The following is a 13,715-nucleotide window of genomic DNA, read 5'->3' as shown; positions in this document are numbered from 1 at the left end:
GCGGCGCCGCCGCCTTGCCTCTCTTTTCAGCTATTCGAACGAGGGCCGTAGTGAATTCTGACGTCTTTGCGCCATGGGATGACCCGCAGGCGAAACCCTTGATCCAGTTCCGAAACGTGACCAAGCGTTTTGGTGAATTTACTGCCATCGACAACCTGTCTCTGGATATCTTCGAGCGAGAGTTCTTTGCCCTGCTTGGTCCGTCTGGATGTGGCAAAACGACGATGATGCGGATGCTGGCCGGGTTCGAAACACCGACCGAAGGCCAAATCTTGCTTGGGGGGAAGGATATCGACCCGATCCCGCCCAATAAGCGTGCCGTAAACATGATGTTCCAGTCCTATGCCCTTTTTCCGCATCTTAGCGTCTGGGAAAACATCGCCTTTGGCCTGCGCCGGGACAGAATGCCCAAACATGATCTGGAAGACCGGGTCGAAGAAATGCTGCGCCTGACCCGGCTTGAACAGTTCGCCCGCCGTAAACCGCATCAGATTTCGGGTGGGCAGAGGCAGCGTGTGGCGCTGGCGCGCTCGCTTGCCAAGGCACCCAAGCTTTTGCTGCTGGATGAACCGCTGGGCGCACTGGACAAGAAACTGCGCCAGGACACCCAATTCGAACTGATGGATATTCAGGAAAAAACCGGCACCACATTCGTGATCGTTACGCACGATCAGGAAGAGGCCATGACAGTCGCCAGCCGTGTGGCGGTGATGGATCAGGGTCAGCTTATGCAGGTTGCCACTCCGGACCGGATTTACGAAAATCCTGCCTCGGTCTATGTCGCTGATTTCATCGGGGACGTGAACATCATAGAAGGGCGCGCGACATCTGTCGGAGAGGATACCTATCAGGTAGACTGGGCTGAAGGGCAAGCGCCGCTGACCGCAGCGTCAGCGAAGAACTTTGAAAACAGTCAGTTGTGCCATCTGGCGATCCGCCCGGAAAAAGTGACAATCTCGGCCGAGCGTCCGGCGGATGCAGTGAATGCGGTGCAAGGCAAGGTTCATGACATCGCGTATCTGGGCAATCTGTCCACTTATCACGTTGAACTTGCAAACGGCACAATCATCAAGGCGCAGACGGCCAACACCCGCCGCATCTCGCGCCGTTCATTCACCTGGGAAGACCCGGTCTGGCTGTCCTGGACGGCCACCGCTGCGGTTCTGCTGGTCGACTGATGCGCCGTGCTGTTCTGATTGCCATACCATATGTCTGGCTGTTGGCGCTGTTCATGGTGCCATTCTTCATCGTTCTGAAGATTTCGCTGTCGGATACCGCGCTTGCGATCCCGCCCTATACACCGACACTGGATTTTTCCGCTGGTTGGGCGGGGATCAAAGAGTTCTTCAGCCAACTTGATCTTGAAAACTTCGTCTGGCTGACCGAGGACGACCTGTATTGGAAAGCGTATCTGTCCAGCGTCAAGATCGCTTTGATCTCAACCTTCCTGACTTTGCTGGTTGGTTACCCCATCGCCTATGGCATGGCCCGTGCGCCCGAGGAATGGCGCCCAACGCTGATGATGCTGGTGATCCTGCCTTTCTGGACGTCATTCCTGATCCGGGTTTATGCTTGGATGGGCATTCTGTCGAATGAAGGGTACCTTAACCAACTGCTTCTGTGGACGGGTATCATTTCGACGCCTTTGACGATCCTGAACACCTCGACTGCCGTCTATATCGGTATTGTTTACACCTATCTCCCGTTCATGATCCTACCGATTTATTCGTCATTGGAACGTATGGATGGTTCGCTGATCGAGGCGGCCGAGGATTTGGGTTGTTCGAGGGCACAAGCCTTCTGGCTGGTCACCGTTCCACTGTCCAGACCGGGCATCATCGCAGGTTGTTTTCTGGTGATGATCCCCGTGATCGGCGAGTTTGTGATCCCGTCACTGCTGGGTGGGTCCGGCACGTTGATGATCGGCAAGGTGTTGTGGGAAGAGTTTTTCTCGAACCGAGACTGGCCCGTGGCAAGTGCTGTCGCGATCGTGCTGTTGCTTATTCTGGTCGTTCCCATCGTGCTGTTCCAGCGCAACCAGCAGAAACAGGCGGAGGCTGACGGATGAACAGATTAAGCTGGTTCAATACGGTTTCGCTGACGCTGGGTTTCGCGTTCCTGTATATTCCGATGATCATCCTGATCATCTTCAGCTTTAACGAAAGCAAGCTGGTCACGGTTTGGGCCGGGTTTTCGACCAAATGGTATGGCGAACTGGTTCAGAACGAGGCATTTCTGGATGCCGCATGGGTCACGGTCCGGGTTGCGGTGTTTTCTTCGACATTGGCAACCATTCTGGGGACTGCGGCCGCTTATGTGCTTGTCAGGGGCAAGCGGTTCTTTGGTCGGACACTGTTTTCCGGCATGATCTACGCACCGCTTGTGATGCCCGAGGTGATCACCGGCCTGTCGCTGCTGTTGCTCTTTATCGGGATCGGGCTGGACCGGGGTATCCTGACCATCGTTCTGGCGCACACAACATTTTCGATGTGTTTTGTGTCGGTTGTCGTCTCGTCACGGCTTGTGACATTCGACAAATCGCTGGAAGAAGCCGCTTTGGATCTGGGTTGTTCACCCGCGCAGGCCTTTGGTCTGGTCACCCTACCGATTATCGCGCCCGCGGTAATCTCGGGCTGGCTGCTGGCTTTCACATTGTCGCTGGATGATCTGGTTATAGCGTCGTTCACATCGGGCCCGTCGGCGACGACCCTGCCGATCAAGATCTTTTCGGCCGTGCGGCTGGGCGTCAGCCCCGAGATAAACGCGCTGTCGACGATCATGATTGCGGTCGTGACGGTTGGGGTGATAACGGCCTCACTTGTGACCAAGCGCGCCATGATGCGTCAACGGCAGGACGAGCAGGCCGCTGCGCGCACCGAATGAAACGGATATTTCCCGAATACACCTATGGTGCGGGTCCTCGTGATGGTTGCTGGTGGGACGAGACCATTGCAAACCCGAACTGGCCAGAGTTTCAGGGCGATCTGAACGTTGATGTCGCCATCGTCGGTGGCGGCTTTACAGGGGTCTCAGCGGCTTTGCATCTGGCTGAAAACGCGACCTCGGTTGCTGTGCTCGAGGCAGGCCCACCGGGGTGGGGCGCATCAGGTCGCAATGGCGGTTTCTGCTGTCTTGGCGGATCGAAGCTAGGGCAAAAGTCCATGGTGCGCCGCTATGGCCGCGAAGCGGCGCAGGCCTATGAGACGGCTGAACAGGACGCGGTCCAGCTGGTTGCCGATCTGCTGGCGCGGCATCAGATAGATGCGGATACGCATTCCAATGGTGAGACCCAACTGGCCCATTCGCGACATGCGATGGATGTCCTGCGCCGACACGCGGACGAGACCGGCATTCTGCACCAAGCTGCTGATTTGCCAGCGCTTGGTATGGGTGGTGCATTTTTCGGAGGGTATACTCTGCCGGTCGGCTTTGGGCTCAATCCCCGGAAATACCTGTTCGGGTTGGCAAGCGCTGCGGCGGCTTCGGGTGTGAATTTCTTTCAGAACAGCCCCGTTCTGAACATTGAAAAAACAACGTCCGGCTTCAGACTGCAAACAAGCGCAGGGCAGGTTAACGCTCAGGTCGTGCTGATTTGTACCAACGGGTATTCTAGCGAAGACATCCCCGATTGGATGTCCGGACGCTACTTGCCCGCGCAATCGACCGTGATGGTAACGCGCCCGCTTAGCCAGGCTGAACTATCGGCGCAGGGCTGGAACTCGGACCAGATATGTTACGACACGCGTAATCTTCTGCACTATTTTCGCCTGATGCCGGATGGGCGCTTTTTGTTCGGAATGAGAGGCGGTTTGTTATCGTCGCCCCGGTCCGAGGCCGCGATCCGGGCAAAGGTTCAACAGGATTTCAAACGCATGTTCCCGGCCTGGGCGGCGGTTGAGGCGACTCATATCTGGTCAGGTATGGTGTGCCTCTCGCGAAGCCTGATGCCTTTTGTTGGTGCCGTGCCCATGCAGCCAGGCATGTTTGCCGGATTTGCGTATCATGGCAACGGCGTCGCTATGGGCACATACAGCGGACGCGCATTGGCACGGCTGGCTTTGGGCAAGGATGCCCGTTTGCCAGCCCCGATGAGGCAAACTCCTGAACGGTTTCCGTTGGGCCGCTGGCGTCGCGCATTGATGCCACCGGCATACGCCTTGTTTGCGCTTTCGGACCTCAGGTGAATTCGTTCGGTTTCAGGGTTTCGATTTCCAGTTTCAAGCCTTCGGAATAGTCGGGTGCACCGTTTTCCGCGCGCCACAGGCAATAAGCGGCCATGCGCCAAGCATACCATGGCTTGAGCCGTTGATAACGGGAAACAATCTCAGGTCCGCGATAGGCGGACAGAAACTGAACTTCTTCCGCGTCCGACAAAGGTGAGCCCCGGTACAACCTTTGCATCGCCGGGGACAGAAACATCGCAAGGTCTTCGCACGGGTCGCCAAAGGCCGGACATTGCCAGTCGATCAAGGTCAGGCCGCGGGATGCAACCAGAATATTCCCAGCGACCGGGTCGCCATGGATCAGGCAAGTCTTGGTCGTGGAGGGGACAGATATCGAGGGTTGCAATACTGCCAGTTCGTTTCGGGTTTCTGACCTGCACCCTTGCAGAATTCTGTACCCATGGGCCATCAGATCCGCGCTGCCGTTGCACCCGGCAGGCGCTGGAATGGTGTTGGGCAGCGAATGCAGCCTGCGCAGCAGTTCACCAACCTTGTCCGAGCCATTCCGCCAGGGTGTTCCGGGTGCGTGGTCGTAAAACACCCAATGCGCGTCCTTGTGCTGTCCTGCGGCGCGCAGCCTTGGCACAAAACCGGTCGGACCAAGCGCCTTAAGGCAGAGGGTTTCCAGCTTTGCATCATTTCGAAACAAGGGGTTGCGCAGGGTCGGGCTGTAAAGCTTCAGCACTTTGTCGCCGTCGTCCCCCAGCACTTTCCAAACCCTGTTGGTCCGACCGCCATACAGGATTTCGAACTGCGCATACATGTTGACCAGCCCAAGAGAGCTGAGGTGTTCAACCAGATCATGAGGGGGGGCAGGCAGGTTGGGCAGAGGTCTTTTCACTTCTTCTGGCGAGTCAAGTTGCCAACCTTTGGCCCGTCCAGCCCAACAGATCAAGCGCCCGTTCGAACAGCCGTGACCAGATCTGCGGGAATCACCTGACCGCCTTGCAGGGTCAGCAGAACAGCATCTTCTCCCACCTGCGCCTCGACGACCCGGTTATAGGCAGCGACGGGTTTCTCGGAAATCAGCCGGTCATTCTTGTAGCTTTCAAGCGTCGCGGTGTAGTTGCCAGCAGCCATCGGATCACCTGAGGAACTTACACCTGCCCAAGCAAACTCCGTCGCCGTTGTAGGAACAGAAACCGTGTCGACGACTGTGCCTTCATGATCACGGATCACCAGTTTGGTTGCGTCCGCGTCAGAATCCGCGCGCGAAAACAGGGTCACTGGCTGGCCGTTGAAATGAAAACCCGAGGCAGATCTGACGTCCATTCCGACCCAGCTTGCAAGGTCGTTCAGATTGACACTGCCAAGCGTGCTGGTCAGGGCGGAAAGCAGGTCATTGGTTTGAACCTGTTGTTCAACCATCGAAAACTGCGCAAGTTGCGATGCGTATTCGGTTGAGTCCATCGGCTCCAGCGGGTCCTGATTCTGGGCTTGCGCGGTCAGCATCAACAGAAACGTTTCGAAATCCGAAGTGATCGCAGAACTTCGGGACGGACCGGCAGTTTCCTGAGATGTGGCAGCCTGTGTGGCAGTGACGGGTGTGATCATCTTTCAATATCTCATATCGATGCCCCTGACCGGAGCAGGAGTTTGTGGATGTGGCGTGGCTTGCGCGAGGTGTACGTTCCGAACCAGTTCGGATTCCGGTGTGGCCTGAGCGTCGAATTCATTTGCCGGTTTATCCCGTGCACCTGAATCCGACGGAGTCCCCAGATCGATGTTCAGGTTTCCATAGCCCAGTTTCTGAAACTCCTCCGTAAGAACGGACAGGTGGCGGCGTATAAGTTCCATCGTGTCCGGGCGTTCGGTGGCGATTGTCATCTGGAGCCCGTCATCCCTACCGTTCAGCACAATGGATACACGCCCCAGTTCTTCGGGGCTTAGCGAGATTTCCATGATGCCGGTTCCCGGTCGGGTCTGAATCGTTGCCGCCAATTGCCCGGCTATAGCACGAGCAATTTCAGCACGGGCGGACGGAGAGGGCATCGCCGTGTGTTGTGCCACCTCGCGGGGGGCTTGCTGAACGGGTTCGTTTAAGGCGATGGACCCCGCGTCAACCTCCTGCGCCGGTGTCGCCTGTTCCGCTTCGATTGAGTTGAGGATCAGTTGAAGCTGCGCAACCGGTGTCGCGCGGGTTGGATTTGTCGGCTTGGGCGTGGCAGCGACTTCTGCTGTCTCGGGCGCCGCCTTTGTGCTTTCAAGGAGCCGTTCGGTTTTCACCCCGGTTGTCTGGTCCTTAGATTGGGGTGGCTGGCCCAAAACAGGCAAAGCCTCTGTGGGTTTTTGGGCAGGCACGACCTGGGTCGAAGCGGCGTGAACCTGCCTTTCGGTTGGTTGCCCAGGCACAAAGGGTTGAATGTCGGTCTGACGGGGTAGACCCGTTGACGCAACGGTTTGTTCCGGTTCTGTCGTGCCCGTTGCGGGGATATCCGCCCTAGCAGGTATAAACGGCGCGGGATGCACCGTATTCGCCGTAGGCGTTTCAAACGTTCCGACAATTTCGGTCTGCGGTGAAATGTTATCTGCCAACTCTGGTGCCCGAGGTGAAATCGCCACGACAGATGCCTCAGCCGTGTTTGGCAGAATGGCCTCCACCTCAATCTCGGCAGTTTCGTCGGTGGTTTCGATAGAAGCGTCCAAAACCGTATTGTCGGTGGCGGGACTTGTTTCGTTTCCCTGTTCAAGGATGTCCTCGAAACTGCCCACCCCGGTAGCACGACCCGGTTCTTTTGCGGGCGAATTGGGTTTCGCAGTTGCTGTTGGCGCTGCGGCCGCCAGCGTTAGTGGTTTGGGCATTTTGCTCTGGCTCCGTGTGACTGATCAGAACTCTGCCCGCAGGAAGTTACGTTTATTTTAACCGCTTTCACCTTTGATCGAGAAAGTTCGAAGCATTTTCGGAGAATACCATGCAGGTTTCGACATTTCCCCAGGCGGTTCAAACGCCCTTGACCCAGACCCGACTAAAAAGCGCGGCCATCGAGTTGGAGGCCGCATTCCTCAGCGAAATGATGAAGTCCGCCGGATTGGGCAAAACGCGCCAGTCCTTCGGTGGCGGGGCCGGTGAAGACCAGTTCTCTTCGTTTCTAGTTCAGCATCAGGCCCGGCAACTGGCCCGGGCTGGCGGAGTGGGCTTATCAGAAATTCTGCTGAAATCTTTGATGGAGAAAACCGATGACGTCTGAGGCCGACATGGCACTGATCAAATCTCTGGAAGAAGTTTTGGATCTGGAGCGTGCGGCGCTTGTCCAGGGTGATCTGGATCGTCTGACGCATATGGTGCCGGAAAAAGAAAAACTGATTGGCGCGATCAACGACCTTCAGGTGCTGAACAGCGATGCACTCATGCGGGTGCAGCAGAAAGTCGAACGCAATCAGGCATTGCTGAACAGTGCCGCCGACGGGATTCGGGCCGTGGCCAGCCGCATGGCCGAACTGCGGCGGGTTCGGCAGGAATTCAGCACTTACGGCGCGGATGGGCAACGAAGTGAATTTCCCGTTCGTAACACGGCAAAGCTGGAAAAGCGCGCATAGGCCTGGGTTTGATTCAAATCTGAAACTTCTGGTTCGGGCGTTTTAGCACTCCGTTAGGGGATCGGGCTCAAAAGTGATGCTGCACCTGGAAGCATCAGGTGGCGCGAACAGCCACGCGGCGCGTCGCACAAGTCAGAAAGACACCAATGCCCGCAGATACTGTGGGGTGAACATGGGCGAAAATGGCCCGAAGGCAAAAGGATAAAAGCTATGTCCAGCATTCTGACAAACAATGGCGCGATGGTTGCGCTGCAAACTCTCAAGTCGGTCAACAAGAACCTGGCAATGACCCAGAACGCGATTTCGACCGGTAAGGACGTCGCGACAGCCAAGGACAACTCGGCGGTTTGGGCGATCTCGAAAGTGATGGAATCCGACGTCAAGGGCTTCAACGCGATCAAAGACAGCCTCGCGCTGGGCGAATCGACTGTTGCGGTTGCGCGAAATGCATCTGAAACCGTCACCGACCTGTTGACTCAGATGAAAAGCAAGATCGTCGCGGCGCAGGAAGACAACGTTGATCGCGGTAAGATCAATGACGATGTGACCGCACTGAAGGATCAGATCGCATCGGTTGTCAGCGCGGCCCAGTTCAACGGTCTGAACCTTGTTGACGGCTCGACCGGCTCTGCCTCGATCCTTGCATCGCTGGATCGTGACAACACCGGGGCGGTGACTGCGTCGTCAATCTCGGTCTCGGGGCAGAACCTGTCGACCGGTGGGTATGTCACCAAACAGGTTTTCGACGGCTCTACCGGCGCATCGACCGGCAATGACCGCGTGGGGGCAACCATTGACAATGGTGCGACGGCTGCGACGGCGTTGGTTACCGATGAATCCAGCGGTGCTTTCGCTGCCGGAGATAAGGTTGTCGTCGCCATTAACGATCAGGTTGTGTCCTATACCGTTTCTGCGGAAGATGCTGCCGCGACGACGACCGGTGACCTTGTTGCTGTCGGATTGAAATCGAAGCTCGAAGAGCTTGGAATTACCGGTCTGACCGTCGATTACGACTCCGGCAATGCGGGTACGTTGTCGGTTACAAACGGCACAGGATCTGACATTTCGTTCTCGGCTCAGTTCGTGAATGCGGGTGCCGGCGGTTTGGGCGCGTTGGCAGGTATTGATGTGTCGACAGGTGCGGGGGCAACCGCAGCGTTGGCGGCTGTCGAATCGCTGATCGACACGTCGATTGATGCTTCGGCCGCCTTTGGCTCGGCGCAGGGTCGTATCGAGACCCAGAAAGAGTTCATTTCGAATCTCTCTGACTCGTTCAAATCCGGTATCGGCGCGCTGGTCGACGCTGACATGGAAGAAACCTCGGCGCGTTTGCAGGCCCTTCAGGTACAGCAGCAGCTGGCGACACAGTCGCTCTCGATCGCCAACCAGGCACCGCAGTCGATCCTGTCGCTGTTCCGCTAATACGCAACGCGGTCCGGGGCGCGGTTTTCGCGCCCCGGTCGTGACTACCTGACGACGGCTTTTTGGAAGGAATTCAAGTGACCCCGCAAACCCTCGCTCAATACACTTATGCGCAAGCCGCCGCGCCGACGCGAACGCCCCGTGACACTGAATATGAGGCAATTTCCAGGATTACGTGGCGTCTCAAGGCGGCTACCGCACGCAAGGCAACGGATTTCTCAGCGTTTGTTCAAGCCGTTCACGAGAACCGCCGGTTATGGGGTGTGTTGGCAACAGGTGTCGCGGATTCGGCAAACGCGTTGCCAAACGATATTCGCGCCAGGATCTTCTACCTTGCCGAGTTTACGGAACTGCACAGCAGCCGCATTTTAGCGGACGGCGCATCCATCGAACCATTGCTTGAAATAAACACGGCGATTTTGCGCGGATTGCGCCAGATGAGGGCAACGTGATGAGCGGGCTGGTTCTGAAACTCGCCCCGAAGGAAAGGGTGCTGATCAATGGTGTTGTGATTGAAAACGGCGACCGTCGTGGCCGGTTTTCGATCATGACGCCGCAGGCCAATGTCCTGCGGCTGCGCGATGCGATACACCCGGATGAAGTAAATACTCCAGTGCGCCGTGTCTGCTATGCTGCACAGCTTGTTCTGTCCGGAGACATGGATCCGGTCCGGGCACGTCAACACCTGTTGCGCAACGTGGAAGAGCTGAGCCAGGTTTTTACAGATACAGACAGCCGCCGTGTGTTGTCCGAAGCAACAGACGCGCTGGTGGCCGAGCAATACTATAAATGCCTCAAGTCACTTCGCTCGCTTCTTCCGCGCGAAGAACGGTTGATGGCCTATCAGCAATGAGCTTTCAACCGGTCATCCCCACTGGCGGGATCGTCGGCTGGCGGTTTCTGCAACGTACTTATCAAGGTCAGTTTCAAAGTTTCTCGTCTTCGGCAGTGAATGAGAGGGAGACGAAGTATTTCCTGGACAACATTGGGAAAGTGAAGACCGCCGAACAGTTGGTTTCGGACCGCAGATTGTTGCAGGTCGCTTTGGGGGCCTTTGGGTTGGAGGCGGATGTGGACAACCGGTTCTTTATCCGGAAAATCCTGGAGGATGGAACCCAGGCGGAGGACGCTTTGTCCAATCGTCTGGCAGATAAACGGTACCGGGAATTTTCGGATGCTTTCGGGTTTGGCCCGGGAGCTGTTCGAAAAACGGTGCTGGTTACCAATATGGAACAGATAGCCCAGGCCAATCTGTCTGCGCGGTTTGAGATAGCGGTCGGACAGTCGGATGAGACGATGCGCATTTCGCTCTATGCCCAGCGTGAGCTGTCTGATCTGGCGAAAAGCGGAAGCAGTACAGATACGAAATGGTTCGATCTTATGGGATTTCCACCACTGCGCAAAATGATGGAAACGGCGCTTGGGCTGCCACAGTCATTCGCCCAACTGGATATCGACAAACAATTGGTCGAGTTCAAAAGCCGGCTATTCCATCTGACTGGATCGGATGATCTGGCACAGTTTTCGGACCAGAAAGCAGTTGAGAAACTGACCGACACCTATCTGGCCAGAAGTCAAATCGCGGGTCTTCAGAGTACGATATCGCCAGCGCAGACCGCTTTGATCTTGCTTGGGGCTGTGTGATCAGAAGACGCGGGGCAAAAGTCCGGGCCGCAATCAAGTATCCGACGTCTCTCGTTTAACCTGCACAAACCACATGTTAACCGTTCAAAATCTCGTCGGCCGTGGTGTGCAAAGCGTAGCATACTACGGGTCGAGACACGTTGTGCAGGTTGACCGCGCCCAATGGCAAGGCGTTGGAGCAGGCAGGCTCGATATCTTCGGAAACGACTATGCGATGCCCTTCGGTTTTCCCATATTCGCCCAACCGCGCGGCTATGTTGGCCGCTTGTCCAATAACTGTAAAATCAAGACGTTCACGAGAGCCCACATTGCCATAAGTGACGCGCCCATAAGCCACGCCAATCGAACAGTCGCAATGCAAGCCGGTACCTGCTTTGCGCAACTCACCCAATGTTTCGACGATATTGATTGCCGAGCGCTGTGCGTTGGCACGGGCCGCGCTGGCGTTTTCATCGGTTGCCGGGAATACCGCCAGAACAGCGTCACCAATGAATTTCAAAACTTCGCCTTCGTTCTCGTGAACGATACCCGAGACGGTTTCAAAGAACTCGTTCAAAACACTGATATACGTGCCCCGACCCAGTTTCTCTTCGAGGCTTGTCGAGTTGCGGAGGTCACAGAACATGATTGCCGCGTCGATCTCATCCCCGTCACCGCGCCGGATCTCGCCCCCCAGAACGCGTGCGCCAGAGCGTTTTCCAACATATGTTTCCAGCAAAACCTGCGCATTCTCGCGTTGCATGAACACTTCGTAAAAGCGGGCGATCACCGAGGAGCATTCGAACACAAGGCCAAGATTCTCGGTGGTGAAGCCGTTGGGGTGGTCACAGGTCAGGGTCAGAACGTTGGTTCGCCCGTCAGAAAAGGGCAACGGCATCGCGACATAGTCGGTGGCACCCTTGGCCCGCAACTCCTCCATGATCGGGAAGCTGTTATGCGGGTTATCGTCGTTCAGCCTTTGCCGTACGCCGCCTAACCCGTTCGAGACATGGCGCAACGGGCTGTTGATGAAAGCCGGGTGATCATAGATTTCGTATGTCGGGGCGCGGGTCAGAATCTCGTCCTGATCCTTTTCCCAGATATAGTGTTTGCCCGCGATCAGGGGGTGCAAGGACCATGCCAGAATGCTCAGCCGCTGGATGGCGATGCCGTGCTCCAGCATCTTCTTGGCCAATGCCTTGGTAAAGCTTTCGGGCGTGGTCGCGGCCGAAGCACCGCGCATCAGCCAGTCGATCAGAGGTCCGCTGATATTGCCGTCGTCCGGCTCGCGCAGGCGATTGTCGCCCAGGTCAATCCGGGTGTAGGCGCCGGACACAAACCCGATACATCCCCGGATATCCGCGCTTTCCGGCAGGGCTTGTTCATAAGCCCAGACGGAATTGGTCAGAGGCCCCGAGGCCAGTTGGATGTCGTGGTAAGTGGCGGTACCTTTGAACGGGCAGAATGTTTGCAGGTCTGTTTCTTCGCTCAGATCCACACATACATCTGCGCGGGGAACGTAAATCGTTGGCGGCAAACGCGTTTCATACATCACCTTTGCATTTGTGCTTTCAGCCAGAAGAATGTCGTTCCGGTAAATGGCAATCCTGCCATCCAGCGGCTCAACCGAGATTCCATATCCATTCATCTGTGGCGCGGCGTGGACGTTCATAAGCGACCTCCTCTGCCTGGGGTTTGTTTAGAATGGGGCTTTCCATCTGACATTCCAAGAGGCTGCAACGGGAATTTACCGGGTGCGAGCGACGCGTCAAAACATCAGACCATTTGAATGACGTCCTTCTCGATCGACAGCATGTACCCCTTCTTGGCAATATTCTTGACCAGCAGTTCGCTAACCATCTGGTTGCCAAGCGCATCGCGCAACCGTTTGATCCGTGTTGCGCCAGCGGCTTCGTCACAATCGGCAGCATCGCGACCGGAAATCATGGCCTCGATCTGGGCGCCGGACAACACCTCGTCATCCAACCGGGATTCCGCCAGAATCGACAGGGTTTCCATGGCGGCGGGTGTCAGTTTGAAATCCATGTTGTTAAGGTAGACAGTGTTTTCTTCGCGACTGATCAGCAGCGACGTCACCTGAATGCCGGTACGTTCGATCTGCGCCATGCGCCGGTTCAACAAGACCAGCATCACCAGAAAGACCAACGCCGAGATCATCATCGCGCTGGCAAAAACCAGCAATACATAGATCACCATCCGGTAACTGGACAGGGTGTCAGCAAAGGCGGTGCCCGATTGGGCCAGAATTTCAAGCAGGCGAATCTCGGTCTGTGACGTCAGATCGGCCTCGACAAACAGCCGTTCGACACGAGCGTTGAACGCATTTGCGTCCGGCAAGGTCCAGAACAGGAAAACGGCAGCGGTGATCAGAATGACGACAATGGCCGCGATGCCCAGCACAACCAGGCGGACACCCGACCGGCGTGCATCAGAAACGGAGATAGAATTGTCCGGCATTGCCTTTCCTCTGATCCAACCCTTCCGGCCCGAAAACGGACTGCACTTCAAGCAAGGTCCAACCTGATGCGTTCAGGCGCTGGGCGATTTCTGCCCGGGCCTGCCCCTTGTCGCAGTTTGTGACCTGCATAACGCCGTAATGCAAACGCAGCGGGTTGTCCTTCTTGGCTTTGTAGTCCGCATAACAATCTGCCGCTGTCGCAGCAGAACCAAGCGATAACAGGGCCGCAAAGGTCAGAGAAGAGAGGATCTGTTTCATAGGCCGCATCCTGCGCATGAGTTGCCACGATATTCAATAACTCAAGGGGATTGCGGCACCTGATATCCGATAACACCGGGCCGTTATTGCTTGTCTGGGGCAGGTGTCCCCACTTTCAGGGCAATCAGCACGCGGTCCGTCATACGGTCGCACGAACATCCGAAAGGACAGGC

16 protein-coding genes are annotated in these 13,715 nt (G+C 56.4%); 10 read left to right on the top strand and 6 right to left on the bottom strand.

The window, feature by feature from the left end; all coding sequences use genetic code 11:
- The first annotated feature begins 50 nt into the window (after positions 1 to 50).
- The 4 genes from ACR0AM_RS07635 to ACR0AM_RS07620 are packed head-to-tail and all read left to right on the top strand — an operon-like array spanning position 51 to position 4,184.
- Entirely contained in the window at positions 51 to 1,178 is a 1,128-nt protein-coding gene (locus ACR0AM_RS07635) for an ABC transporter ATP-binding protein (RefSeq protein ID WP_480474180.1), read from the top strand.
- A complete protein-coding gene (locus ACR0AM_RS07630; RefSeq protein WP_480474179.1) occupies positions 1,178 to 2,068 on the top strand; it encodes an ABC transporter permease subunit in 891 nt (296 codons plus the stop codon). Before ACR0AM_RS07635 ends, ACR0AM_RS07630 begins: the two co-directional genes overlap by 1 nt.
- Positions 2,065 to 2,883: an ABC transporter permease gene (locus ACR0AM_RS07625; RefSeq protein WP_480474178.1), complete on the top strand. Its 819-nt coding sequence runs from the start codon at positions 2,065 to 2,067 to the stop codon at positions 2,881 to 2,883. The genes ACR0AM_RS07630 and ACR0AM_RS07625 overlap by 4 nt, the downstream gene beginning before the upstream one ends.
- Positions 2,880 to 4,184, top strand: a complete 1,305-nt coding sequence (locus ACR0AM_RS07620; protein WP_480622561.1) for an NAD(P)/FAD-dependent oxidoreductase — start codon at positions 2,880 to 2,882, stop codon at positions 4,182 to 4,184. The genes ACR0AM_RS07625 and ACR0AM_RS07620 overlap by 4 nt, the downstream gene beginning before the upstream one ends.
- Here the strand turns inward: ACR0AM_RS07620 and ACR0AM_RS07615 are convergent.
- The 3 genes from ACR0AM_RS07615 to ACR0AM_RS07605 are packed head-to-tail and all read right to left on the bottom strand — an operon-like array spanning position 4,177 to position 7,025.
- The gene (locus tag ACR0AM_RS07615; RefSeq protein WP_480622560.1) at positions 4,177 to 5,064 is read right to left on the bottom strand and encodes a phosphotransferase; all 888 of its coding nucleotides are present in this window, start codon (positions 5,062 to 5,064) and stop codon (positions 4,177 to 4,179) included. The genes ACR0AM_RS07620 and ACR0AM_RS07615 overlap by 8 nt on opposite strands.
- Before the next feature lie 50 nt (positions 5,065 to 5,114).
- Positions 5,115 to 5,777, bottom strand: a complete 663-nt coding sequence (locus ACR0AM_RS07610; protein WP_480474175.1) for a flagellar hook capping FlgD N-terminal domain-containing protein — start codon at positions 5,775 to 5,777, stop codon at positions 5,115 to 5,117.
- Between the two features lie 3 nt (positions 5,778 to 5,780).
- Complete coding sequence (locus tag ACR0AM_RS07605; RefSeq protein ID WP_480622559.1) at positions 5,781 to 7,025, bottom strand: flagellar hook-length control protein FliK; 1,245 nt, start codon at positions 7,023 to 7,025, stop codon at positions 5,781 to 5,783.
- A gap of 110 nt (positions 7,026 to 7,135) precedes the next feature.
- On the opposite strand from ACR0AM_RS07605, the gene ACR0AM_RS07600 reads away from it, so the two are divergent.
- The 6 genes from ACR0AM_RS07600 (at position 7,136) to ACR0AM_RS07575 (ending at position 10,826) form a co-directional block, all read left to right on the top strand.
- Entirely contained in the window at positions 7,136 to 7,411 is a 276-nt protein-coding gene (locus tag ACR0AM_RS07600) for a rod-binding protein (protein ID WP_480474173.1), read from the top strand.
- Positions 7,401 to 7,760, top strand: a complete 360-nt coding sequence (locus tag ACR0AM_RS07595) for a flagellar biosynthesis protein FlgN (RefSeq protein WP_480622558.1) — start codon at positions 7,401 to 7,403, stop codon at positions 7,758 to 7,760. The genes ACR0AM_RS07600 and ACR0AM_RS07595 overlap by 11 nt, the downstream gene beginning before the upstream one ends.
- Before the next feature lie 210 nt (positions 7,761 to 7,970).
- Positions 7,971 to 9,182 (top strand): flagellin N-terminal helical domain-containing protein, encoded by a 1,212-nt coding sequence (locus ACR0AM_RS07590; RefSeq protein ID WP_480622557.1) that lies wholly within the window; start codon positions 7,971 to 7,973, stop codon positions 9,180 to 9,182.
- Positions 9,183 to 9,259: 77 nt separating this feature from the next.
- Positions 9,260 to 9,634 (top strand): flagellar biosynthesis regulator FlaF, encoded by a 375-nt coding sequence (flaF, locus tag ACR0AM_RS07585; RefSeq protein WP_480622556.1) that lies wholly within the window; start codon positions 9,260 to 9,262, stop codon positions 9,632 to 9,634.
- A complete protein-coding gene (gene flbT / locus ACR0AM_RS07580; protein WP_480622555.1) occupies positions 9,634 to 10,035 on the top strand; it encodes a flagellar biosynthesis repressor FlbT in 402 nt (133 codons plus the stop codon). Before flaF ends, flbT begins: the two co-directional genes overlap by 1 nt.
- Positions 10,032 to 10,826 carry a DUF1217 domain-containing protein gene (locus tag ACR0AM_RS07575; RefSeq protein ID WP_480622554.1) on the top strand — a complete coding sequence of 265 codons (795 nt, stop codon included), beginning with the start codon at positions 10,032 to 10,034 and terminating at the stop codon, positions 10,824 to 10,826. The genes flbT and ACR0AM_RS07575 overlap by 4 nt, the downstream gene beginning before the upstream one ends.
- A 76-nt stretch (positions 10,827 to 10,902) precedes the next feature.
- Here ACR0AM_RS07575 and ACR0AM_RS07570 read toward each other — a convergent pair whose 3' ends face one another.
- The 3 genes from ACR0AM_RS07570 to ACR0AM_RS07560 all read right to left on the bottom strand — a co-directional run bounded on the left by ACR0AM_RS07570 (position 10,903) and on the right by ACR0AM_RS07560 (position 13,542).
- On the bottom strand, positions 10,903 to 12,477 hold the full coding sequence (locus ACR0AM_RS07570) for a DUF427 domain-containing protein (protein WP_480622553.1): 1,575 nt from the start codon (positions 12,475 to 12,477) through the stop codon (positions 10,903 to 10,905).
- A gap of 104 nt (positions 12,478 to 12,581) precedes the next feature.
- Positions 12,582 to 13,283, bottom strand: coding sequence for a winged helix-turn-helix domain-containing protein (locus tag ACR0AM_RS07565; protein WP_267365085.1), 702 nt, complete (start codon positions 13,281 to 13,283; stop codon positions 12,582 to 12,584).
- Entirely contained in the window at positions 13,255 to 13,542 is a 288-nt protein-coding gene (locus tag ACR0AM_RS07560; protein WP_209505003.1) for a hypothetical protein, read from the bottom strand. The genes ACR0AM_RS07565 and ACR0AM_RS07560 overlap by 29 nt, the downstream gene beginning before the upstream one ends.
- Between the last annotated feature and the right edge of the window lie 173 nt (positions 13,543 to 13,715).

It is taken from the genome of Ruegeria sp. AD9, from assembly GCF_056542305.1.
The sequence above is the reverse complement of the archived record's forward strand: the minus strand, read 5'-3'. Positions and strand labels throughout refer to the sequence as shown.